19 protein-coding genes are annotated in these 20,615 nt (G+C 61.2%); 12 read left to right on the forward strand and 7 right to left on the reverse strand.

The genetic code is table 11. The features are described from left to right. The first annotated feature begins 64 nt into the window (after positions 1 to 64). Positions 65 to 757 (forward strand): GntR family transcriptional regulator, encoded by a 693-nt coding sequence (locus tag ACI2KB_RS24200; RefSeq protein WP_404638744.1) that lies wholly within the window; start codon positions 65 to 67, stop codon positions 755 to 757. A gap of 136 nt (positions 758 to 893) precedes the next feature. Here ACI2KB_RS24200 and ACI2KB_RS24205 read toward each other — a convergent pair whose 3' ends face one another. From ACI2KB_RS24205 to ACI2KB_RS24220, 4 genes are read right to left on the reverse strand one after another with little or no spacing between them, the layout of a single operon-like run. Continuing rightward, positions 894 to 2,120, reverse strand: coding sequence for an amidohydrolase family protein (locus ACI2KB_RS24205; protein WP_404638746.1), 1,227 nt, complete (start codon positions 2,118 to 2,120; stop codon positions 894 to 896). Next, positions 2,117 to 4,609, reverse strand: a complete 2,493-nt coding sequence (locus ACI2KB_RS24210) for an ATP-binding cassette domain-containing protein (RefSeq protein WP_404638748.1) — start codon at positions 4,607 to 4,609, stop codon at positions 2,117 to 2,119. The genes ACI2KB_RS24205 and ACI2KB_RS24210 overlap by 4 nt, the downstream gene beginning before the upstream one ends. Beyond that, on the reverse strand, positions 4,606 to 5,475 hold the full coding sequence (locus ACI2KB_RS24215) for a branched-chain amino acid ABC transporter permease (protein WP_404638750.1): 870 nt from the start codon (positions 5,473 to 5,475) through the stop codon (positions 4,606 to 4,608). Before ACI2KB_RS24215 ends, ACI2KB_RS24210 begins: the two co-directional genes overlap by 4 nt. Positions 5,476 to 5,521: 46 nt before the next feature. Further along, on the reverse strand, positions 5,522 to 6,709 hold the full coding sequence (locus ACI2KB_RS24220) for an ABC transporter substrate-binding protein (RefSeq protein WP_404638752.1): 1,188 nt from the start codon (positions 6,707 to 6,709) through the stop codon (positions 5,522 to 5,524). Between the two features lie 61 nt (positions 6,710 to 6,770). Here ACI2KB_RS24220 and ACI2KB_RS24225 point away from each other — a divergent pair, with 61 nt between their 5' ends. Continuing rightward, positions 6,771 to 7,295, forward strand: a complete 525-nt coding sequence (locus tag ACI2KB_RS24225; RefSeq protein ID WP_404638754.1) for a nuclear transport factor 2 family protein — start codon at positions 6,771 to 6,773, stop codon at positions 7,293 to 7,295. 43 nt (positions 7,296 to 7,338) lie between these two features. Here the strand turns inward: ACI2KB_RS24225 and csgH are convergent, their stop codons facing one another. Then, entirely contained in the window at positions 7,339 to 7,647 is a 309-nt protein-coding gene (gene csgH, locus ACI2KB_RS24230) for a curli-like amyloid fiber formation chaperone CsgH (protein ID WP_404638756.1), read from the reverse strand. Between the two features lie 201 nt (positions 7,648 to 7,848). On the opposite strand from csgH, the gene ACI2KB_RS24235 reads away from it, so the two are divergent. Next, a complete protein-coding gene (locus tag ACI2KB_RS24235; protein WP_404638758.1) occupies positions 7,849 to 9,249 on the forward strand; it encodes a hypothetical protein in 1,401 nt (466 codons plus the stop codon). 42 nt (positions 9,250 to 9,291) lie between these two features. Here ACI2KB_RS24235 and ACI2KB_RS24240 read toward each other — a convergent pair whose 3' ends face one another. Then, positions 9,292 to 10,221, reverse strand: coding sequence for a LysR substrate-binding domain-containing protein (locus tag ACI2KB_RS24240; protein ID WP_404638760.1), 930 nt, complete (start codon positions 10,219 to 10,221; stop codon positions 9,292 to 9,294). 150 nt (positions 10,222 to 10,371) lie between these two features. Here ACI2KB_RS24240 and ACI2KB_RS24245 point away from each other — a divergent pair, with 150 nt between their 5' ends. The 4 genes from ACI2KB_RS24245 (at position 10,372) to ACI2KB_RS24260 (ending at position 14,537) form a co-directional block, all read left to right on the forward strand. Continuing rightward, positions 10,372 to 11,244 (forward strand): transketolase, encoded by an 873-nt coding sequence (locus ACI2KB_RS24245; RefSeq protein ID WP_404638762.1) that lies wholly within the window; start codon positions 10,372 to 10,374, stop codon positions 11,242 to 11,244. 1 nt (position 11,245) lies between these two features. Continuing rightward, positions 11,246 to 12,247, forward strand: coding sequence for a transketolase family protein (locus ACI2KB_RS24250; protein WP_404638764.1), 1,002 nt, complete (start codon positions 11,246 to 11,248; stop codon positions 12,245 to 12,247). Positions 12,248 to 12,258: 11 nt separating this feature from the next. After that, on the forward strand, positions 12,259 to 13,107 hold the full coding sequence (locus tag ACI2KB_RS24255; RefSeq protein WP_404638766.1) for an NAD(P)-dependent oxidoreductase: 849 nt from the start codon (positions 12,259 to 12,261) through the stop codon (positions 13,105 to 13,107). Positions 13,108 to 13,202: 95 nt separating this feature from the next. Further along, positions 13,203 to 14,537 (forward strand): MFS transporter, encoded by a 1,335-nt coding sequence (locus tag ACI2KB_RS24260; RefSeq protein ID WP_404638768.1) that lies wholly within the window; start codon positions 13,203 to 13,205, stop codon positions 14,535 to 14,537. Between the two features lie 125 nt (positions 14,538 to 14,662). On the opposite strand, the gene ACI2KB_RS24265 is transcribed toward ACI2KB_RS24260, so the two are convergent. After that, entirely contained in the window at positions 14,663 to 15,208 is a 546-nt protein-coding gene (locus ACI2KB_RS24265) for a cysteine hydrolase family protein (protein WP_404638770.1), read from the reverse strand. 103 nt (positions 15,209 to 15,311) lie between these two features. Between ACI2KB_RS24265 and ACI2KB_RS24270 the strand changes: the two genes are divergently transcribed. The 5 genes from ACI2KB_RS24270 to ACI2KB_RS24290 all read left to right on the forward strand — a co-directional run bounded on the left by ACI2KB_RS24270 (position 15,312) and on the right by ACI2KB_RS24290 (position 20,547). Continuing rightward, positions 15,312 to 16,313 carry a GlxA family transcriptional regulator gene (locus ACI2KB_RS24270; protein WP_404638772.1) on the forward strand — a complete coding sequence of 334 codons (1,002 nt, stop codon included), beginning with the start codon at positions 15,312 to 15,314 and terminating at the stop codon, positions 16,311 to 16,313. Positions 16,314 to 16,316: 3 nt separating this feature from the next. Beyond that, a complete protein-coding gene (locus ACI2KB_RS24275; protein ID WP_404638774.1) occupies positions 16,317 to 17,501 on the forward strand; it encodes a DUF1615 domain-containing protein in 1,185 nt (394 codons plus the stop codon). Between the two features lie 129 nt (positions 17,502 to 17,630). Next, the gene (locus tag ACI2KB_RS24280) at positions 17,631 to 18,332 is read left to right on the forward strand and encodes a TetR/AcrR family transcriptional regulator (RefSeq protein ID WP_404638776.1); all 702 of its coding nucleotides are present in this window, start codon (positions 17,631 to 17,633) and stop codon (positions 18,330 to 18,332) included. A 213-nt stretch (positions 18,333 to 18,545) separates the two neighbouring features. Then, complete coding sequence (locus ACI2KB_RS24285) at positions 18,546 to 19,604, forward strand: Rieske 2Fe-2S domain-containing protein (protein ID WP_404638778.1); 1,059 nt, start codon at positions 18,546 to 18,548, stop codon at positions 19,602 to 19,604. Then, on the forward strand, positions 19,591 to 20,547 hold the full coding sequence (locus tag ACI2KB_RS24290) for a PDR/VanB family oxidoreductase (protein WP_404638780.1): 957 nt from the start codon (positions 19,591 to 19,593) through the stop codon (positions 20,545 to 20,547). The genes ACI2KB_RS24285 and ACI2KB_RS24290 overlap by 14 nt, the downstream gene beginning before the upstream one ends. Positions 20,548 to 20,615: the final 68 nt, after the last annotated feature.

Here is a 20,615-nt window from a genome sequence, read left to right on the forward strand (position 1 = left end):
GCCCGTTGCCCGCCAGACCTTGCTGCACGGGCAGTGAACGATTGATTGCGAGAACGAGGACCGGATGGGCTTGAGCACTGTCACCGCCAAACAGCAGGAGGTGCAACGTATCGTCGATGCGTTGTACAAGGCCATTGCGCAGCATCGCCTGCCGCCGGGCACGCGTTTGATCGAAGCGCAGATCGTCGAGACCCTGAGTGCCAACCGCAATCATGTGCAGGCCGCGTTGCAGCGTCTGGCGTTGCAGAAGGTGGTCACCATCGAAGCCAACCGCGGGGCCATGGTGTCGCAGCCGACGGCCAAGGAAGCGCGGGATATTTTCAGCGCACGTCGGGCCATCGAGCGGGCGATCGTCGAGTCCATCACCCCGGCGATCATGCGCAAGCAACGTCAGCGCATCGCCACCCATATGAATAACGAGCGCAAGGCGACCAATGACACGGATCGTCGGGCCATCGTCCGCGAGTTGAGCGAGTTTCACCTGATGCTCGGCGCGATTTGCGGGAATACCGTCCTGAGCGACATCCTTGGCAACCTGATGGTGCGAAGCTCGCTGATCGTCGCCTTGTACCAGCGCAACGACGTGCCGTCCTGTGCGTCGGATGAGCACCAGCAGATCATCACCGCGCTGGAGGAGGGTGATCATGAGAAGGCCGTGGCAGTGATGATCGAGCACCTGGACGAACTGGAAGGGCAGTTGGCGCTGGAGGCCGAGGCGCCCGCGGAATTCAATCTCAGGCAGGCGTTGAGTGATTGATGCGTTCGATGCCCAGTGTGTGGGAGTGAGCTTGCTCACGAACGCGTTTAAACCGACGCATTGAACGTGACTGACGCACCGTTATCGTGAGCAAGTTCACTCCCACAAGGTTTCATCGTTTGCCAGGTTGAAAAGATCAATCAGGGCACAACAACCTGCCGACCGGCCTATCAAACGTCCGCTTCCCCCGTTTGTAACCCATCAACGGCGTGCTGATTTCGGCGATGACGGCGGCGGGTGAGGGGGCGTCGAAAACGATGAAATCGGCGTGGCAGCCGGGCGTCAGGCCGTAGTTGGGCAGGCGCAACATGCGCGCTGATTCGTGAGAAACCCAGCCCAGGCATTGCAACAGTTCCGCGGTCGTGCCGAGCTGGCTGACATTGGCGAACAGATTGGCCTGACGCACCAGCGACGCATCGCCATAGGGCGTGAACGGGTTACCGAGGTTGTTGGTCGACAGCGAGCAGGTCACCCCGCATGCGTGCAAATGCGCCAGCGGCGCCAGCCCGCGAGGTTTGTTGTGGAAGTGCTCGCGCCCGGTCAGAAACAGGTCGGTGCTCGGCAGGCAAGTCACCTGCACGCCCGCTTCGGCCAGTCGAATTCCCAGCGCTATCAACGTCTCCATCGGCAAAGCCGACAGTTTGGTCACATGGCCGATGGTCACGCGGCCAGCCCAACGGTAGCGTTCGGTGCACCGCACCACGTGGTCCACGGTCATGCCTTGTGGGTTGAGGTCGAAATCCAGATGCAGGTCCAGATCGCAGTCGTAGTCGACGGCCAGTTCGAACAGTCGATCAATCTGCCCCAATGGATCGCTGTCGGTGTAGGGGCAACCGCCCAGCACCGTCGCGCCGTTCTCCAGCCCGTGGCGCAACAGCGCCTCGGTGCCGGGATTGTTGAGCAAACCCTCTTGGGGAAACACGCAAATATCGAGAGTGATCGCCCACGCGTAGTCGGCCTGCAAACGGCGAATGGCGTTGAAACCGATCAGGCCGATCTGCGGGTCGAGTTCAACGTGGGTGCGCATGTGAGTGGTGCCTTGCAGGATTGCTTTATCCAGCACCCGCGCGCCCCGTTGGTACACGTCGTCTTCAGTGAATTCCGCCTTGGCGGCGCGGGTCTGCTGCACCGCTTCGGCCAGCGTTCCGGCCTGCAACTGGCAGCGCTGCATGATGCAGGCCTTATCCAGATGAATGTGGGTTTCGATCAGGCCGGGGAGCAGCAGCTTGCCTTGGAGGTCGAGTGTCTCGCTGACGATGGCATTGCGACTCAACGCCTCGACGAAGCGCCCGTGTTCGACATGCAGCGTCGTCAACGCACCACCGTTACCCATCCGGGCATTGCGGATGATCAGGGCACTCATGCGCAGGCTCCTTCACCGAGGTAGGCCGCTGCCAGATCGCTGTCTTCCCGCAACTCGGCGGCGCTGCCGGATTTGATCACCTGACCGGTTTCCAGCACATAGGCGCGGTCGGCGACTTGCAGGGCAAGATTGGCCATCTGATCCACCAGCAGCAGGGTCACGCCTTCGTCGCGCAAGGCGGCGAGGGCGTCGTACAGCTCGCCGATCATCGACGGCGAGAGGCCCAGAGACGGTTCATCCAGCAGCAGGATTTTCGGTTTCGCCATCAGCCCGCGCCCCACCGCGACCATCTGTTGTTCGCCACCGGACAGCAGGCCCGCTGGGCTGTCGATGCGATCCCGCAGGCGCGGGAAGCGGCGCAGAATGGCGTCGATTTCAGCATCCGCATCCACTGCGTCGCGACGGGAATAGCTGCCCAGCAGCAGGTTGTCGCGCACGCTCAGGTAAGGGAACACCTGGCGTCCTTCCGGCACCAGCGCCAGGCCTTGCGCCGCGATGCTGCTGGCGCTGGCCTGCTCGATGCTTTCGTTGTCCAGCAATACGCTGCCCCCCGACGCGCGATGCAGGCCCGCCAGGCATTGCAGGATGCTCGATTTGCCTGCGCCGTTGGCACCGAGAATCGCCACCAGTTCCCCCGGATTCACCACCAGATTGACCCTGTTCACCACGGGCGCTGCGCCGTAGTCGATGACCAGATCCTTCACGTAGAGGCGCGCATCGTGGCTACCGTCCCACGCTTGATCGCGAGGTGTGGCCTGATACTCGGTGCCGCCCAGATACGCCGCGATGACGCGCTCGTCCTGCTGAACCTCGGCAGGCGTGCCCACGGTGATCGGCTTGCCCGCGTCGAGTACCAGCAGGCGTTCGGAAACGGCCATCACCAACGCCATGTCGTGTTCCACGAGGATGACGGTCAGGCCGAACGCCGCCAGTCGCCGCAACAGAACCGCGAGCGCATCGGTGTCCCGTCGGCTCAGGCCCGCAGCGGGTTCGTCCAGCAACAACACGGACGGAGCGGTGGCCAATGCCCGGGCAATTTCCACCAGACGCCGGTCGACGTGGGGCAAATCATCAGCGGGAATGTTGACTGCGCCGCGATAGCCCACCAACGCCAGCAGGTTCAGGGCAAGGCTGCGTTGCTCACTCGTGCAGAGACGGAAGATGCCGCCCAGTCGGCCCTGTTGCATCGCCACCAGGACGTTGTCCAGTACCGACATTTCGCCGAATAACTGGGTGGTCTGGTAGGTGCGTGCGATCCCGGCGCGAGCGGTTTTCCACGCGGGCAGACCGGCCAATGGCTGGCCCAGTTCGATCTGGCCGCTGTCGGGGCTGTAGAACCCGCTGATCATGTTCAGCACTGTGGTTTTACCGGCACCGTTGGGGCCGATGATGCTGGTGATGCTGCCGGACGGCGCGTGCAAGTTGACGTGTTGTGCCGCCTGCACGCCACCGAAGCGGATGCCGATGTCGCGGATGTGCAGGCCATCGCGGTGTGTGCGTTGGCTCAGGTACTTGGCGATCCGCGCGTGATCGATCTGGCTGGGCGGCGTCAGCAGCGCAGGTTTGATCCAGCGACGGGCGAGGGCACCCAGCAAGCCATTGGGGGCGATCCACAAGACCACCAGCAGCAACACCGAGAAAATCAGCAGACGGTACTCCGCGAAGTCCGACAGCAACTCAGGCACCAGTACGATCAACAACGCACCCAGCACTGGCCCGAACAGCGTGCCGCTGCCGCCGACGATCACCGCCAGCACGAACAGAATCGATTGCGAAAAGGGAAAGGATTCCGGGTTGATGAACATCAGCAGCGGCGCCAGCAACGCACCGGCCAGGCCCGTCAGCAGTGCCGAGAGGGCGAAGGCCAGGGTTTTGCTCAGCACCGGGTTGAAACCCAGCGAGCGTGCGGCGATTTCTGAGGCCTTCACCGCGCGCATTGCCTTGCCCCAGCCGCTGTGATGCAGGCGCTGGTAAAACGCCAGCGCACCGATCATCAGCGCTGTGGCGATCAACGCCAGCAAAATCGAAGGGTCAAGCCCGGCGAATTCCGGCAGCGGAATGCCCATCAGGCCATTGGAGCCGCCGGTCACGTCGCGCCACTCGATCAGGCTGTGATGCACCACGAACGAGAAGGCAATGGTGATCATCGCCAGGTACGGCCCGGTCACTCGCAAGGCGGGGATCGCCAACAAGGCACCGATGCCGCCCGCCGCGATACCGGCCACCGGGACGGCCAGCCACAGCGGCGTTCCGGCGAGGGTCATCAGCGCCGAGAGGTAGGCGCCGATGGCATAAAACGCGATGTGGCCGAACGAAATCTGGCCGCTTAAACCGATCAACACGTTAAGGCCGACACCGACCACGGCGGCCAGTGCGCACAGGGTGAAGACCAGCAGCGAATAGCTGTCGAGTACAAAGGCGGCGACGATGCTGACCAGCGCCAGCGTTGCAATGGAAACGGGGCCGAGCAGGGTTTTCATGTCTTTCATACTTTCACCAGTGCAGCGCGACCGAACAGGCCGTTGGGACGGATCGCCAAGGCCAGAATCACCAGGGCGAAGGTGAAGATCTGGGTAAACGCCGAGCCGAAATACAGGGTGATCAACGCTTCGGTCAGGCCGAACAGCAACCCGGCGCCAAACACGCCGCCTGCGCTGGAAATGCCACCGAGAATCGCCACGGCAAAGGCCTTGAGGCCGAACAGCATGCCCATCTCGGCATTCACGCTGAACAGTGGTGCGATCAGCAGACCGGCGACCGCCGCGAACACGGTCGACAACGCGAAGGCGATGGCCACCACCCGGTTGACGTTGATGCCCATGAGCATCGCGGCTTTGGGGTTTTGCACACAGGCCTCCAGCACCTTGCCCAGCCGTGTATAGCGACGGATTAGAAACAGGGCCAGCGCAATGGCCGCACCCACCAATGGAATCAGCAGTTGCAGCGCGCCGATGCCGTTGCCGAACAACTCAACCTTCAGATTGACCAGGCTGCTTTCGAACTGACGTGGCTCCTTGCCAAACGTGAACAGGGCCAGGTTGTCCACCAGAATCCCGCCCGCCACGGTCGCCAGCAGCCATGCTTGCGAGCCACGGCTGTGAAACGGTCGCACCAGCCAGCGCTCGATCGCCAACCCGTAAACCGCGTTGAGCAACAGTGTCAGCGGCAACGCCAACCACAGCGACAGCCCCCAGGTGATGCACAGCGTGTAGCCCAGCACCGCGCCGACCATCATGGCGCTGCCCTGAGCGAAATTGACCGTGCGCGAAACCACATAGGTCAGGTGAAACCCCAGGGCCAGCAGGGCGTACATGCTGCCCAGCCCGAGGCCGGTGACGATGGCGGCGGTGAACATTGGCGTGATCCTTGATGAACCTTGACGATTGAAGAGACGGCGTGATTCAGGGCTTGAGCGGTACGATCTGATCGCCCACGAAATGGGTGAACACGTAGTCGTCAGGCCCCAGTGCGTCGTGCTTCTGCGCGGTGAAGGGCTGTTTGTAATCTTTGATCAAACCGTCGTATTCAGTGATGCCGTAGAACCCGTCGCGCACGGCCTTTCCATCGGTATTACCCGCTTTGGCGATGGCCAGCGCGCTCAGGTGCAGCGCGTCGTAGGCGTTGGCGATGCCGACGGCAGGTGTCACGTCAGCGAGGGTCTTGATCTGCGGGTAGGCGGTTTTCAACGAAGCGAGCAGGGCGTCGCCTTTCGGGTTGTTGTGGTCGGTGAACACGTAGGTCTGAATGAAGTGCACGCGCGAGGCACTGGGGCCGGCCAACTCACCGAAGCGGCCACCTGCCGGTCCCCAGTGCGACACCACCGGCACGTCCCAGCCCATGCGGTCGAGGGATTTGACCACCTGCGCCGACGGGCCGACGTTGCCGACCATCAACAGGGTATCGGCACCTGCGTTTTTCAGGCGGGTCAGTTGCGGGACCACGTCCAGATCGCTGTCCTGAATACGCTCGACACCGGCGTTTTCCAGCCCGCGTTTTTCCAGTGCGCGCTTGAAGCCCGCTTCGTTGGATTCGCCCCACGGGTTGTTGATCAGGATCATGCCGGGCTTCTTCATGCCCTGGGCCGCGCCGTATTTCACCAGCGCTTCGTCCACCAATTCGTCCACGGCCGAAACGCGGAACACGTAGTTATCTGCGGCTCCGTTTTCAGTGATTTTGGTGCCCGCTGCCCAAATGCCCATGAACGGCACTTTCAACTGGTTGGCCAGTGGCACGATGGCCAATGACACTGGGGTGTCGAGTCCCCCGAACAGCACGGTGACTTTTTCCCGCTGAATCAATTCGCGGGCGGCGAGCATGCCTTTGGACGGGTTGCTTTCATCATCACGACGCACCAGCTCAAGCGGTCGCCCGAGCACGCCGCCTTTGGCGTTGACTTCGTTGATGGCCATGGTCAGGCCTCGGGTCAGGGCTTCACCGGATTTGGCCGATTGTCCCGAGAGTGCCGCGACCAGACCGACCTTGATCGGTGGCTCGGCAGCCTGGGCGCCGGGGCCGATGGCCAGTTGAAGGGAGAAAGCCGCTGCCACGGGAAACAGCAGGCGTTGCACGTTTGGAAACCGGAAGGGCATGGATGACACTCCTGATTGCTAGCACTTGTAAAATTATTGCTAGCAAGTAGGATGCCAGTCCATGGCAGCCCTGAATGCGCGGTTCGCGCGTAGGGTGGCCCGTTATTTCGCTCCAAAACAATGCGTGCTGCACCACGCGGAAGCATTGAGCCTTCTACGAACCTTCAGCGAACGAGGAAGAACGACCGTGTCCGAGATGAATAAAGATGTTCAGATTGTTAGCAATTTTCTGGAGGCGTCTATGGCACCCGATCCGGTCCGGGCGGCGACCTTCATGAGCGACGACGTGAAGATCACCTTTACGGGCGGCCGTGCGATGCCCGATCCACAGACCATCACCGCGTTCAACGGTGCCCGTTACGCGTGGGTGAAAAAGGCGTTGGGTCATTTTGACTGGATGGACCGTGGCGACCACACCGTGGTGTATTCCAACGGCACGCTGTACGGCGAATGGCCGGATGGGCGCAGTTTTTCGGGCAACCGTTATCTGGATCGCTTTGAAGTACGCAACGGCAAAATCACCCGCATGGATGTGTGGAACGACAGCGCGGAATGGATGCTGACGCCGGAGATTGCCAAGGCGTAAGGACAGCACATCCGCTGCTCCTGCTCCCGCTGTTGCCCCTGCTTTAGTTGCTGGCCGTCTCATCACAACGCTGATCGACGGCCTTGACCAGCGTCCCCTCCTGAAACAACTCAAGATGAATGTTGCACTTCGCTTCGGGTGGAATGCTCAGTTGCACGAACGGCCCGGTGGCGCCGGTCTGCAAGTCTCCCTGCTGATTGATGCTGGAGGTGCCCGCCGCGCTGTTCTGGCGAACGGTCATGCGATAGCGCAAGGTCAACGGCGTGGGATTTTCGATGCGCGGGCGGATCGTCACCGCCGCGCCTTCACGGTGGGTATCGATGGCGACGACCAGTTGCGACAAATCGATCATGGGGCTCACTTCTGAGTGACGGAGGCGTTCGTGTTGCTGCCGTATGGCCGTACGCCTGATTATAGGCACCGCTCTGCACGATGTTGGCTGGGTTGTTGGCCCCGACCTGAAAGACCGCCGCCCGGTTGCACCCTGGCGCTAAAGATTCTGTTTTTCAGGCCGACACGCATTTTTCAATGAATGGATGCGAAGAGGTCCCCTGTGCGTTTCATCCCCCCGTTTTTGCTTGTCGTCAGTGCACTGGTTCTTTCCGGTTGTGCAACCAATCCCAACAGCGCGCTGGACAATACCCTGCAAAGCACGCTGGCCCAGCCGCTGGTCTCCGACAGCGTCATGCGTGAAGGTGATGCGCTGAGTTTTCAGGTGCCGGTCCCCAACCCTCGCAACGGTGTGAACATGTCGGCGCAGTTCGAGGCGAATTGCTCCTCGCCCGGTCTCTATCTGCTGTATCTGGATGGCGCACAGCGCGTTTATCCCGGCGCGCCCCGGCTGTACACCCCGGCGCGCGAGCTGAGTACGAAGCTGCATGAGGCGCTGGCCGCGAACCCGACCTTCGTGCAGGCCTGTGCCCAAGTGGCAAAGCCTGACTGGCGCATGGTCAAGACCGATGACCGCAACAACTGGGTCATGCTGGATCGCAACAGTGTGCGGACAGTCAACGGTGAGACGCGCCTGTGGGCGGCTTTCGACAACCCGACCGTGCTCAATGACATGCCCTACAACGCACCCTACGGGCAGAAACGCGAGTTGTTCGCGCTGAACTGTGCAGCGGGCAGCTATAAACTGCTGGCGGGGTACGACCTGGACGCACGCAACCGGGTGTCGGATGGCCGCGTCGACGAGGCCGCGACCGCGCAACCGGTTTCGGGCAGCAACGCCGATTACCAGGCGGTGTTCGCCCTGGCCTGTGGCAGCGCTGACGCCATCGCGCGGCTGGAGCCGTTCAAGCCTCGGCACAAGGCGCCGGTCAGCATTACCTTGCAGTCGGTCAATCCGGTTGTGCTGTCGGCGATCAGCCAGCTCAACCTGCCGCCGCCGCAGCGGACATTCAAATACCTGCGCAGCACGGGCACGTCGAACTTCCAGGGCAAGCCGGGGACGGCGGGTGAGGAGCTGTTCATCAGTGTCGACGCTCCGAGCGGGCAGTTGGGCATTCTGGCGCGTGGCAAAGGCTACGAGAGTCAGTCGGTGAGCTGGCGTGGTTTGATTCCGCTGGTCTCCAAGGCCACCTTCGGTGGTGGGCGCGGTATGGCCGAAAGCCGCAGTACGAGCCAGTTGAGCTTCAGTGGCGACTGGAACAACCTGCCCGTGGGCCAGACCGTGAGTTACACCGTCACCACGCAGACGCTCAACAGCATTGTCGGCACGTATGGCGACAAGGCCAAAACCACCCAGTGCAAAGTCGAGCGCGAGCTGAACGCCAGCGAACTCAACCCGGCGCTCAGTGGCAAGGCCAAGGCGCTGTCGTGCAGCATGGCGCTGGACCAATACGAGCGTGTGACCCACGACTACTACCTGTCCGATTACGGCTACTTCTTCCATGGCAGCACGGACAAGAACCGCTTTTTCTATGACGACTATCGCATCGAGTCGGTGGAGTAAGCGGGTGTAACTCCCGAGGCCTTGTCGCAAGACAGGGCCTTGCTATGGCTGTGCGGTCACACTCGTTGGCCGCAACCCCAGCTCATCCAGCAGCCACTTCTTGAACACCTCCGCCGCCTCATGCCGCGTTCGCCGTTTCGGGTAGACGAGGTAATGACCGATGTACTGAATGTCATGGGTCGCGGCTCTCAGCGGCGCCACCAGCGTACCGTTTTCCAGTTCGGTCTGGGCCAGCAGCGTGGATTCCAGCACCACCCCCATGCCGCTGGTGGCCGCGGCGATCGCCATGATGCTGCGGTCGAAACGCAGGGCGTAATGGTGGGGCGACATCAGGTGATTGGCCTCGAACCAGCCTTTCCATTGCAGCATCTGCACGTCGCACTGAATCAACCGGTGTTCGTACAAATCCTGTGGCGTGCGAATGCTTTTGGCCAGATCAGGGCTGCACAGCGGGGTCAGGTGCTCCACCGCCAGCGGCACTTTTTCGATCAGGCTGGAGCGAGGCTCGCCGTAGACGATGTCGAGGTCGAAATCGTCGTTTTCGAACTGGGCGTAATCGGTGCTCGCTGAAAAGCGCAGATCGATGCTCGGGTAGGCCTGGACGAAGCGCGACAGGCGCGGCATCAGCCATTGCATGCCGAAACTCGGTGCGGTATGCAGGCGTAGCGGCGGGGGTTCCTCGGTTTTGGCCAGGACGAACCCGCGCTGCATTTCCTCCAGCCCACGTTGCACGTGCTCCATCAACAATCTGCCTTTCGCTGTGAGGTTGACCTCGCGAGTGGTGCGCTCGAACAGTTGAATATCGATGGATTCTTCGAGTTTGCGGATCGAATGACTGACCGCGCTCGCCGAGATCCCCAACTCCTGTGCCGCCTGAATGAAGGACCCCGAGCGACCCGCCGATTCGAACACCCGCAACGATGAAAGCGGTACCCGGCGGAGCTGCTGAATTAGTGAATTTTGTTCAGTCATTGCTGCAAAAATGTCTTTTGTAAGGGTTTATTTGCCGATGGTAGCTTGATTGCAGATTGAATGCAGGGCGTTTGATGAATTCGAAACATCAGTCGTTAGCCTGCTTTCGATCATGTATCGCCTCTTGATAAAAATAAGCAGGACTCAAGCATGACAACCATTTCTCCACGTGCCGATGCGGGCATGACGTCGTTGCAGCGCGTCGCCCATCATGCCTGGCGTATTCGCCGTTTTGCCCTGCGCATGGGTGAAGTTCAAGGGCAAGGGTATGTCGGGCAGGCATTGGGCTGGGCCGATGTGCTGGCCACCGCTTACTGCCACGCCATGAACGTGCACCCCAATGATCCCGAATGGGAAGGCCGCGACCGCTTTCTGCTGTCTCACGGGCACTACGCAATCGCTCTCTATGCTGCGTTGATCGAAGCGCAAATCATCCCCGAAAGCGAACTGGAGACGTACGGCTCCGACGACAGTCGTTTGCCGATGTCGGGCATGGCGAGCTACACGCCAGGCATGGAAATTTCCGGTGGTTCGTTGGGCCAGGGCCTGCCGATTGGCGTGGGCATGGCACTGGGGCTGCGCATGAAAGGCAACCCCGCGTGGGTCTTCAACTCGATGTCTGACGGCGAGCTGGACGAAGGATCGACCTGGGAAGCGGCGATGTCGGCGGCGCACCACAAGCTTGGCAACCTGATTGCCCTGGTTGACCTCAATAAACAGCAGGCCGACGGCAACTCCCATGAGATCCTCGATTTCGAACCGCTTGCCGACAAATGGCAGGCCTTCGGCTGGCACGTGCAACGTGTCGATGGCAACGATCTGGCGGCGGTGATCGCTGCGTTCGATCAGGCCATGGCGCTGACAGATGCCAAACCCCGCGTGATCCTGTTCGACACCCTGATGGGCAAAGGCGTGGATTTCCTTGAAACCCGTGAGAAGAACCACTTCATTCGCGTCGAGCCCGATGAGTGGCAGGCCGCGATCAAGGTTCTTGATGCCCACTACGATTCAGGGAATTGCTGATATGGATACGCCAACCGCTCAAAAACCACGGCTGACGACGTCGGCGATGATCGCCTCGATTGCCAGCGAAGGGCAACGCACTGAAACCGCACCGTTCGGCCACGCGCTGGTCGCTGCAGCGCAGAAAGACTCACGCATCGTCGGCATGACCGCCGACCTGTCCAAGTACACCGACCTGCACATCTTTGGTCGTGAGTTCCCCGAGCGTCATTTCCAGATGGGCATGGCCGAGCAACTGCTGATGGCCGCTGCAGGCGGAATGGCGAAAGAGGGGTTGGTCCCGTTCGCCACCACCTATGCCGTGTTCGCCACGCGCCGCGCCTATGACTTCATCCATCAGGTGATCGCCGAAGAAAACCTCAACGTCAAAATCTGCGCGGCGTTGCCAGGGCTGACCACGGGTTACGGCCCGAGCCACCAGGCCACTGACGACCTGGCGCTGATGCGCGCGGTGCCGGGCCTGACCGTGATCGACCCATGCGATGCGCTGGACACCACTCAGGCCGTGGCCGCCATGGCTGAACACAACGGCCCGGTGTACATGCGCCTGTTGCGCGGCAAAGTGCCGATGGTGCTGGACCAATACGACTATAAATTCGAGCTGGGCAAGGCCAAATTGCTGCGCAGCGGCAAGGACGTACTGATCATCTCCAGCGGCATCATGACCATGCGTGCACTGGAAGTCGCCGAGTTGCTGGGCGACGGCAGCGCGGACGTCGCAGTGCTGCACGTGCCGACCATCAAACCGCTGGACGACGCGACGATCATCGAGGAGTGCCGTCGTAGTGGGCGCCTGGTTGTCGTGGCCGAAAACCACAGCACCGTCGGTGGTTTGGGTGAAGCCGTGGCGCTGGCCTTGTTGAAGGCGCGGGTCAGCCCGGCGTTCCAGCAGATCGCCTTGCCGGACGCTTACCTCGACGCCGGCGCGTTGCCGACCCTGCATGACCGCTATGGCATTTCCACTCATGCCATGGCGGCCAACATCCGCCAGTGGCTGGCATAAGGAGCGCGAAGATGAACGTTGCATTTATCGGTCTTGGCGCCATTGGCCTGCCCATGGCCCGGCAGATCCAACAGGCGGGCCACAGGGTGGTCGGCGTTGAATTGAGTGAAGTGAACCGCGCGCTTGCGCTGACCCACGGCATCGAATCCAGCGCCGACTGGCGTGTCGCCAGCGACGCGGACGTGGTGGTGGTGATGGTTGCCACACCTGCGCAGCTCGATGCACTGGTCAGCCAGTGCACCGAACTCAAACCCGGTCAGCACTGGGTGGTGATGAGCACCGTCGGCCCGGCTTCCGTGTGCGAGCAGGCTGCGCGCTTGTTGGAAAAAGGCGTGCAGGTGGTCGATGCACCCGTCACAGGCGGCGTGGCGCGTGCGCAGACCGGCAGCCTGCTGATTTTCGCCGCAGGCCCGCAAGCGGCAGTCGCCCGTGTCGAACCCGTGCTGCGGAGCATGGGCGAGGTGAGGGACGCCGGGCTGGAAGTGGGCGACGGCCAAGCCATCAAAGTGGTCAACCAGCACTTGTGCTCGGTGCACCTGGTGGCGGCGGCCGAGGCGTTGAGCCTGTCCCGCTCGTTGGGGCTGGACCCGGCGCGGGTGCTCGATCTGGTGCAGAAAGGCGCGGGCGGCTCCTGGATGCTGTCCGACCGCGGGCCACGCATGCTCGAAGGCACTGACACCCAAGTCACCAGCATGGTCGACATTTTCGTCAAGGACAGTGGCCTGGTCGCTCACGCGGCAAAAGGCTGTGAGGCGGCGGTGCCGTTGCTGGACATCGCCCACGCCCGTTTTTGCAAGGCCGCCGAGGCCGGACTCGGCAAGCGTGACGACAGCCGGGTCATCGAGACCTGGCAGGGGTAACCGATACAGCAAATAGCACCGTTTCAACGTCGTTTCAACATAAGGGCAGGCGACCGTCTGCCCGGTACAACAACAATAAAAATCCGGAGTTTGCCATGCGCGAATCCACGACAGCGTCAGCACAAACAGAGAACAAAGCGGGTAAAGTCTCCTTCGCCTCCATGATCGGCTCCGCCGTAGAGAGCTACGACTTTTTCATCTATGGCACCGCCGCCGCAGGCTGGTTTGGCCAGGTTTTCTTTCACACCACCGAGCCGATTGTCGGCATCCTGGCCGCGTTCGCGACCATGGCGGTGGGTTTCTTCATGCGGCCTTTGGGCGGCTACCTCGCAGGTCACTATGGCGACCGTCTGGGGCGCAAGACCGTGCTGCTCTGGTCGTTGCTGGCCATGGGCGGGGCGACGGTGTTGATTGGCGCTTTACCGACCTATGAACAGGCCGGGGTGATCGCGCCGATTTTGTTGATCCTGTTGCGCATGATCCAGGGCATCGGTTTCGGTGCGGAGTGGGGCGGTGCCGTGCTAATGGCCTGCGAACACGCACCGGCTCATCGTCGCGGCTTCTTCGGCGCGGTGCCGCAGATCGGCATCCCCATGGGGTTGCTGATGGCCAACGGTGCGTTCCTGCTCTCGGCCATGCTGTTCGAAGGGGATTGGGTCTGGCGTGCGCCGTTCCTGGCTTCGCTGGTGATGGTGGCGGTGGGCATGTGGATTCGCCTGAGCGTCAGCGAGTCGCCGGAGTTCGAAAAGGCCAAGGCGGAAAATACGCTGGTCAAACAGCCTGCGCTGGAAGTGATTCGCAAGGACTGGCGCAAGGTGTTGCAGATTGCCGGGTTGCGTCTGGCGGAAACGGGTGGTTACTACCTGGCGACCAGCTTCATGTTGTCCTACGTGTTGCTGGCCGGTATCGCGACCAAGCAGAACGTGCTCTGGGGCACCATGATCGGTTCGGCCATTGGTCTGGGCAGCCACCTGTTCTATGGCGCGCTGAGTGACCGTATCGGGCGTAAACCGGTGTTTCTGATTGGCTCGCTGTTCACCATTGTGTTCGGTATTCCGATGTTCATGATGATCAACACCGGCATCGTGCCGTTGATCGTGGTCGCGGTGGCCATGGCGTTGATTCTCAGCCACGATCCGATCTTTGCGGTGGAAGCCAGTTGGTTTACCGAGCAGTTCCCGGCCAACGTGCGTTCTTCGGGGATTTCGCTGGGTTACAACTGTGCGTCGCTGATCGCCGGTACGTTGCCGTTCATTGCCACGGCGCTGTATGCGCAGGTGGGCTGGATGGGGCCTGCGATTCTGTTCAGTTCGCTGGGTGTGGTCTCGACCTTGTGCGCGTTGAAAATGCGCGAGACGGCACCGGCGGTGGCCCAGGATTTGCCGCCTGTTGAGCGTACGGCGACGGTGGGTAAACAGGCGCTGCAGTAAGTGACAGACTCAAATTTCGGTGGGTGGTGCGGCCCATCGTGGTGCGATTGGTGGGGTGGACGGTCAGGGGGTGAGGGCGAGGCGCTGGGGCGTTCAGGCCCCAGCGTTCGCTCACGCGAGACCGGTCAGCCCAGAAACGCCTCGGTCGATATCACGTTCGCATAGGCAGATCCCAACGCCGCCATGAATGCCGCGTGCACCTGGGCCGCAGGGACGGTGGTGCCATTGAACGCCACGTCGCGACTGGCGCAGGCGTCGTGGATCAGTTCTATCGGGTAGCCCATGTCCGCAGCCGCGCGGGTCGTGGCGTCGATGCACATGTGGCTCATGGAACCGATGATCACCAACGCTTCGATCCTGTGTTCGTCCAGCAAGGCTTTGAGTCCGGTTTCCCTGAACGCGTTGGGGAAGTGCTTCAGCACCACCGGTTCATCGGGTTGATTCAGCACCTTGGCATGGAGCTTCGCACCGTCCGAACCTTCGGTGAAGAACGGCGCGGCAGGGTCTTTGAATTCGTGGCGAATGTGCACCACCAGATCGCCAGCCTTGCGGAAGGCGTCGATCACTTTCGCGGCGTTGTCCGCCGCGGCGTCGGCGCCGACCAAAGGCCATTTGCCGCCTGGGAAATAGTCGTTCTGAATGTCGACGACGATGAGCGCTGATGTGTGCATGTCTGTTTCCTCGGTTGAGTTGTAACGTGTGTGGGGTCAGTATCAGCTCCATGCCGCAGTCCGAGGATTGGCTGCACCGACATTAACCGAGGGAAAACTGACAATGGGTGTTGAACGGGCAGTCGCCGAGATCGGCCTGCTGATTTACCCCGGCGCCCAGACGGCGGCGGTTCATGGTTTGACCGATCTGTTCGAGGTGGCCAATCGCATGGTCGATGCACAGCCGTCGGTGAACTTGCCGCGTCTGCGGGTCAGCCATTGGCAGGTGAATGCGCGATGTGAGCCGCAACGGGTGTTCGACACCGCGGCCTCGCACGCGCCGGGCGCACTGACGGCGGTGTTGATTCCGCCGTCAATCATGGGGCTGCCGGGCACCGAGGCGATGGAAGGGCTGTCGCGCTGGGTACTGGCGCAACACGCAGCGGGGGCAACCATTGGCACGGTGTGTTTGGGGGCTTTCGTGCTGGCGCAGACCGGTCTGCTTGACGGGCGGGCCGCCACCACGCACTGGACGCAAGCCAAACCCCTGAGCGAACGCTTTCCGAAGATCAAGGTACACGCCGACAAACCGATCATCGATGACGGCGACATCATCACCACCGCCGGATTGATGGCCTGGTCCGAATTGGGGTTGCGGTTGGTCGATCGTCTGTTGGGGCCGAGTATCGCCACCTGTACCGCCCGCTTTCTGGTCATCGAACACAGCGACAGCGCCGCCGCGTGTGGCAGCAATTTCGCGCCCATTCTCGGCCATGGCGATCCCGCGGTGCTCAAGGTTCAGCACTGGTTACAGAGCACGGGGGCCGTCGAGGTGTCGGTCGCGCAGATGGCGCAGCGGGCCGGGCTGGAGGAACGCACCTTTCTGCGCCGTTTTCGCGCTGCGACAGGGCTGAGACCGACCGAATACTGCCAGCACCTGCGTGTGGGCAAGGCCCGGGAGTTGCTGGAGTTCACCAATGGCACCGTCGACCACATTGCCTGGTCCGTGGGCTATCAGGATCCGGCGGCCTTTCGCGCCACGTTCAGGAAAATCACCGGGTTGGCCCCTAGCGAATATCGCAGCAAGTTCGGCGTCGGCATGCCGGTCGTGGCGGCCCGAGGATGAGCCATGAGTCACTTGGTAAACGGTGCGGTCCATATCGCCATTCCCCGACGTGAACATCGAGATCGCCTACCCGTGAACGGACGCTTTCACTCTATCCGGCCTTTTATCGGCGTGACGCTGTTGTCACTGCTGGCCGCTTGCAGCTCCTCCCCACCGCAGACGCCGCCACCGCCAGCGGATCGTGTGCGCAGTGAAATCGTGCGCTTGCTGCCGGCCAATGTGTCTGACCGGCAAGGCTGGGCGGCAGATATTTACACTGCGTTCGACACGCAAAAGATCACCCCCAGCGTCGAAAACCTGTGTTCGGTGCTGGCGGTGACCGAGCAAGAGTCCAATTTTCAGGTCGATCCCGCTGTGCCGGGCATGGGCAAGATCGCCCAGGATGAAATCGACCGCCGCGCCAGCAAGGCCCACATACCCAATCTGCTGGTGCGCAGCGCACTGGATATCCGCTCGCCGACCGGCAAGACCTACAACGAGCGTCTGGCCGCCGCTCGAACGGAAAAGGACCTGAGCGGCATTTTCGAGGATTTCATTGGCATGGTGCCTTTGGGCAAAACGCTGTTCGGCAGCTTCAACCCGGTGCACACCGCAGGGCCGATGCAAGTCAGCATCGAATTTGCCGAACGGCAGGCGCGGGATTATCCGTATCCCGTGGACGCATCCATTCGTCACGAGGTGTTCACGCGTCGAGGCGGGATGTATTTCGGCATCGTGCATTTGCTGGGTTATCCGGTGAGCTACGACAAACCGCTGTATCGCTTTGCTGATTTCAACGCCGGTTGGTACGCCAGCCGTAACGCGGCGTTCCAGAGCGCGGTGGCTCGGCTGTCTGGCAAGCGTCTGGCGCTGGACGGGGATTTGATCAGTTACAGCTTCGGCCCGTCGTTGGGTCAGACCGAACTGGCTGTTCGCAGCCTTCATGGGCAACTGGGCATGCGCAACACGACGATTCGCAGCGCGCTGGAAAAGGGCGAAACGGCAGAGTTTGAAAGCACCGACCTCTACAAACAGGTGTTCGCACTGGCCGACAAGGCCGCAGGCAAACCGCTGCCTCGGGCGATTCTGCCGGGCATTGTGCTGGAAAGCCCGAAAATCACCCGCAAGCTGACCACTGCCTGGTTCGCTCAACGGGTGGAGGAGCGGCGGGTGCGTTGTATGTCGCGGGCATCCGGAAAGCTGAAGTAATCGTCACGCGACGGGCTGGCATGATCGCTGCTAGGAATTAAAGAGCTAATCAATTAATTTGTTTTTCGCGCATTTCGATGGCGAAATCGCGGATGACGAAGGGTTTGAACCACAAGGTAACGTTTATTCATGCAGACCATCACGGGCCGTCGTGGCAAGGCCGCTCCCGCCGAAGGGAAGGGCAAGATCAGCAGAAAAGGGCCGGGACGCCCGGAGGGTGCCAGCAATTTGCGGGACGAGATTCTGGATGCGGCCGAAGAGCTGTTCGCCAATCTGGGGTACGCAGGCACCACCATGCGCGAAGTGTCGCAGCACGCAAACGTGACTCAGGCGTTGATCAGCTACTACTTCGGCTCCAAATACGGGCTGTTTGAAGAGGTGTTTCTGCGGCGGGGCGGCGCGATTTCCGACGAGCGCCTGAAAAACCTCGACACGCTTCAGGCCCAGGGGCAGATCCCTGGCGTACGTGCCATCGTCGAGGCGTTTCTTCTACCCACCGTGGTGCTGCGCACTTCGATTCAAGGGCGGCACTTCCTGCGCCTGCAGGCGCGTCTGCACACCGAGCCGCCGAATATTTCCTACGCATTGCGTGACAAGGCCTACGGCACCTCGACTCAGCGTTACGTCGATGCCCTGAAAGAAGCCGTACCGGGGCTGAGCGATCTGGACGCCAACTGGCGCATCACCTTGATGGTCGGCACCTACCTGTATGCGTTTTCGGACAGCCATCGCATGGAAGAGCGCCTGCCGGACGGGCAATACAACCCGGAAGACTGGCATTCGCTGATTCAGCAAGTCACCAGCTTCGTGGTCGGTGGCATGTCGGCCTGAGGCACCGAATAGCACCAGATTGGAGAAGGCTTCACCAGGATGGTGCGCAACGGTGAAAGGGCGTAAAGCGCACTGGAAAATAAAAAATCAGATAAATCATAGGGATATGGCTCTTTTTTGCATTTGGCACGGCTTCTGCTTTTCGTTAATTAAAAGGTTGATTAATTAATTATGCTCTTGAGTGAGCGAACCTGAGAAAGCAGAGGAGTCGTGATGAACCTGATTGCCGTTTCATCTCATCAACCGGTCACCGCCGCCGACGGCTGCCAGGACCCGGTCCTGCTCAACGACTGGCACGTCGTGGGCTACAGCACCGACTTCGCTGAGGGTACGATCTATCCGGTGCGCCTGCTTGAACGCGAGCTGATTGTCTGGCGCAGCGCTGATGGCGAGGTGCATGTCTGGGAAGACCTGTGCATTCACCGTGGTGCACGTTTGTCCAAAGGCTGGATCAAGAACGATTCGGTGGTCTGCCCGTACCACGGCTGGGAATACAACGGCGAAGGCGCGTGCACCTTGATGCCCGCCGCGCCCGATGAAAAACCGATGAAGAAAGCCCGGGCGTTTCCGTACCCGGCGGTGGAGCGTTACGGCTTCGTCTGGACGTGTCTGGGCGAGCCCGCGTCAGATATTCCGGTGTTCCCGGAATGGGACGACGAGGTGTTCATGAAGGTCCACAGCGGTCCGTACAACTACGCCGCCAACGGTTTCCGGGCCGTTGAAAACTTCATTGATGCCTCGCACTTTCCGTTCGTTCACGCGGGCCTCAACGGCGTGATGGACAATCCGGATCGCCTTGAACCCTACACCGTTGAAGAGGTGGACACTGGCCTGCGTTCCTCCGAGGTCAAGGTGTTCCAGCCGTGGGGCGATGCGCGGGGCAAACCGCTGATGGCGTTCTACACCTACCATGCGTTTCGCCCGCTGGTGGGCTATTTCTCCAAACGTACTCAGGACGCCGACGCCGACGGCAACATCGTCAGCGATCAATCCGACACGTTCGCCACCTTGTTCACTGTTCAACCGCTGGATGCCGTGAATTGCATCGTGCGCGTGTGTGCGGCGATGAACGTCAGCCCGCGCCCTGATCCGGATGCCGTTCGCGCCCGCGCCGACGTGGTGTTCGGTCAGGACCGCGACATCGTTGAAAGCCAGCGCCCGGAACGCATTCCGGTCGAGTTGCGTTACGAGCTGCACCACCGCACCGACCTCATGGGCCAGCGCTACCGCACCTGGCTGCGCAACAAGGGCATTCGCTATGGCGTTATCTGACGGCGTGTTCAAGGTGCGTTTGCGGGCCATCGAGTACGGCGCGCCGGGCATCAACTTCTACACCTTCGAATCGCTGGATGGCTTGGCGCTGCCGTCTTACGAGCCGGGTGCGCATGTCGATGTGGCGATGGGGCCGGACCTCCTGCGCCAGTATTCGCTGTTGTGGCCTGCCAGCCATCCGGCGCAGTACCGGATTGCCGTGCAGTTGGCGCAAGTGGGCAAGGGCGGTTCGCGCAAGCTGCATTTCGAATCGGTGGTCGGTGCGGAGTACGAGGTGTCAGTGCCACGCAACCACTTTCCGTTGCAGCCCAGCGACGATGCGTTTCACCTGTTCGCCGGTGGCATCGGCATCACGCCGATCATTTCCATGTACCGCCAGTTGAAGGCCAACGGGCGCAAGGTGACGCTGTATTACTGGGCCAGCAGTGCGCAACACATGCTGTTTCATGATCAGTTGTGCGACGAGCAAGATGACGTTCACCTGTTTCATACCCGCTGTGGAGACACGCCACCGCGCCTCAAGGATGTGCTGAAAACACTGCCGCACAGCGCACAGCTTTACTGTTGTGGGCCGCAGGGCATGGTCGATGAGTTTGACCAGTTGACCCTTGAACGACCGGAAGCCAACACCCATCGCGAACGTTTCAGTGCCACCACCGATGCGTTGCAGCCGGGGGACAGTTTCCGCGTGAGGCTTCAGCGCTCTGGCCTGAACCTTACCGTTCCTGCGGAACTGAGTCTGCTGCAAGTCTGCGAGGCGGCGGGTGTGGACGTGGCGTATTCCTGCGAAGAGGGCGTGTGCGGCGCCTGTGAAGTGAAGGTGTTGGCGGGGCAAGTCGAACACCGTGACACCGTGCTCACCCCAAGCCAACGGCAGCGCAGTGAAAGCATGATGATCTGTTGTTCGCGGGGCGTGGGCGAAGGGTTGGTACTGGACCTTTGACGAAAGGCGTGTCGATATTTTTTTGGATCAATAATTAATTGGTTGATTAATTATTACAGAGAGCCGAA

Source organism: Pseudomonas sp. NPDC088444 (assembly GCF_044900175.1).
Classification (GTDB): Bacteria; Pseudomonadota; Gammaproteobacteria; order Pseudomonadales; family Pseudomonadaceae; genus Aquipseudomonas.

What these genes read in the sequence shown, in the direction of transcription:
- ACI2KB_RS24290 (WP_404638780.1), top strand. Translation starts at nt 19,591, where the DNA reads ATGGCGTTATCTGACGGCGTGTTCAAGGTGCGTTTGCGGGCCATCGAG.
- ACI2KB_RS24205 (WP_404638746.1), bottom strand. Translation starts at nt 2,120, where the DNA reads ATGAGTGCCCTGATCATCCGCAATGCCCGGATGGGTAACGGTGGTGCG.
- ACI2KB_RS24265 (WP_404638770.1), bottom strand. Translation starts at nt 15,208, where the DNA reads ATGCACACATCAGCGCTCATCGTCGTCGACATTCAGAACGACTATTTC.
- ACI2KB_RS24215 (WP_404638750.1), bottom strand. Translation starts at nt 5,475, where the DNA reads ATGTTCACCGCCGCCATCGTCACCGGCCTCGGGCTGGGCAGCATGTAC.
- ACI2KB_RS24220 (WP_404638752.1), bottom strand. Translation starts at nt 6,709, where the DNA reads ATGCCCTTCCGGTTTCCAAACGTGCAACGCCTGCTGTTTCCCGTGGCA.
- csgH (WP_404638756.1), bottom strand. Translation starts at nt 7,647, where the DNA reads ATGATCGATTTGTCGCAACTGGTCGTCGCCATCGATACCCACCGTGAA.
- ACI2KB_RS24275 (WP_404638774.1), top strand. Translation starts at nt 16,317, where the DNA reads ATGAGTCACTTGGTAAACGGTGCGGTCCATATCGCCATTCCCCGACGT.
- ACI2KB_RS24250 (WP_404638764.1), top strand. Translation starts at nt 11,246, where the DNA reads ATGGATACGCCAACCGCTCAAAAACCACGGCTGACGACGTCGGCGATG.
- ACI2KB_RS24240 (WP_404638760.1), bottom strand. Translation starts at nt 10,221, where the DNA reads ATGACTGAACAAAATTCACTAATTCAGCAGCTCCGCCGGGTACCGCTT.
- ACI2KB_RS24270 (WP_404638772.1), top strand. Translation starts at nt 15,312, where the DNA reads ATGGGTGTTGAACGGGCAGTCGCCGAGATCGGCCTGCTGATTTACCCC.
- ACI2KB_RS24255 (WP_404638766.1), top strand. Translation starts at nt 12,259, where the DNA reads ATGAACGTTGCATTTATCGGTCTTGGCGCCATTGGCCTGCCCATGGCC.
- ACI2KB_RS24285 (WP_404638778.1), top strand. Translation starts at nt 18,546, where the DNA reads ATGAACCTGATTGCCGTTTCATCTCATCAACCGGTCACCGCCGCCGAC.
- ACI2KB_RS24245 (WP_404638762.1), top strand. Translation starts at nt 10,372, where the DNA reads ATGACAACCATTTCTCCACGTGCCGATGCGGGCATGACGTCGTTGCAG.
- ACI2KB_RS24260 (WP_404638768.1), top strand. Translation starts at nt 13,203, where the DNA reads ATGCGCGAATCCACGACAGCGTCAGCACAAACAGAGAACAAAGCGGGT.
- ACI2KB_RS24200 (WP_404638744.1), top strand. Translation starts at nt 65, where the DNA reads ATGGGCTTGAGCACTGTCACCGCCAAACAGCAGGAGGTGCAACGTATC.
- ACI2KB_RS24280 (WP_404638776.1), top strand. Translation starts at nt 17,631, where the DNA reads ATGCAGACCATCACGGGCCGTCGTGGCAAGGCCGCTCCCGCCGAAGGG.
- ACI2KB_RS24225 (WP_404638754.1), top strand. Translation starts at nt 6,771, where the DNA reads ATGGCAGCCCTGAATGCGCGGTTCGCGCGTAGGGTGGCCCGTTATTTC.
- ACI2KB_RS24210 (WP_404638748.1), bottom strand. Translation starts at nt 4,609, where the DNA reads ATGAAAGACATGAAAACCCTGCTCGGCCCCGTTTCCATTGCAACGCTG.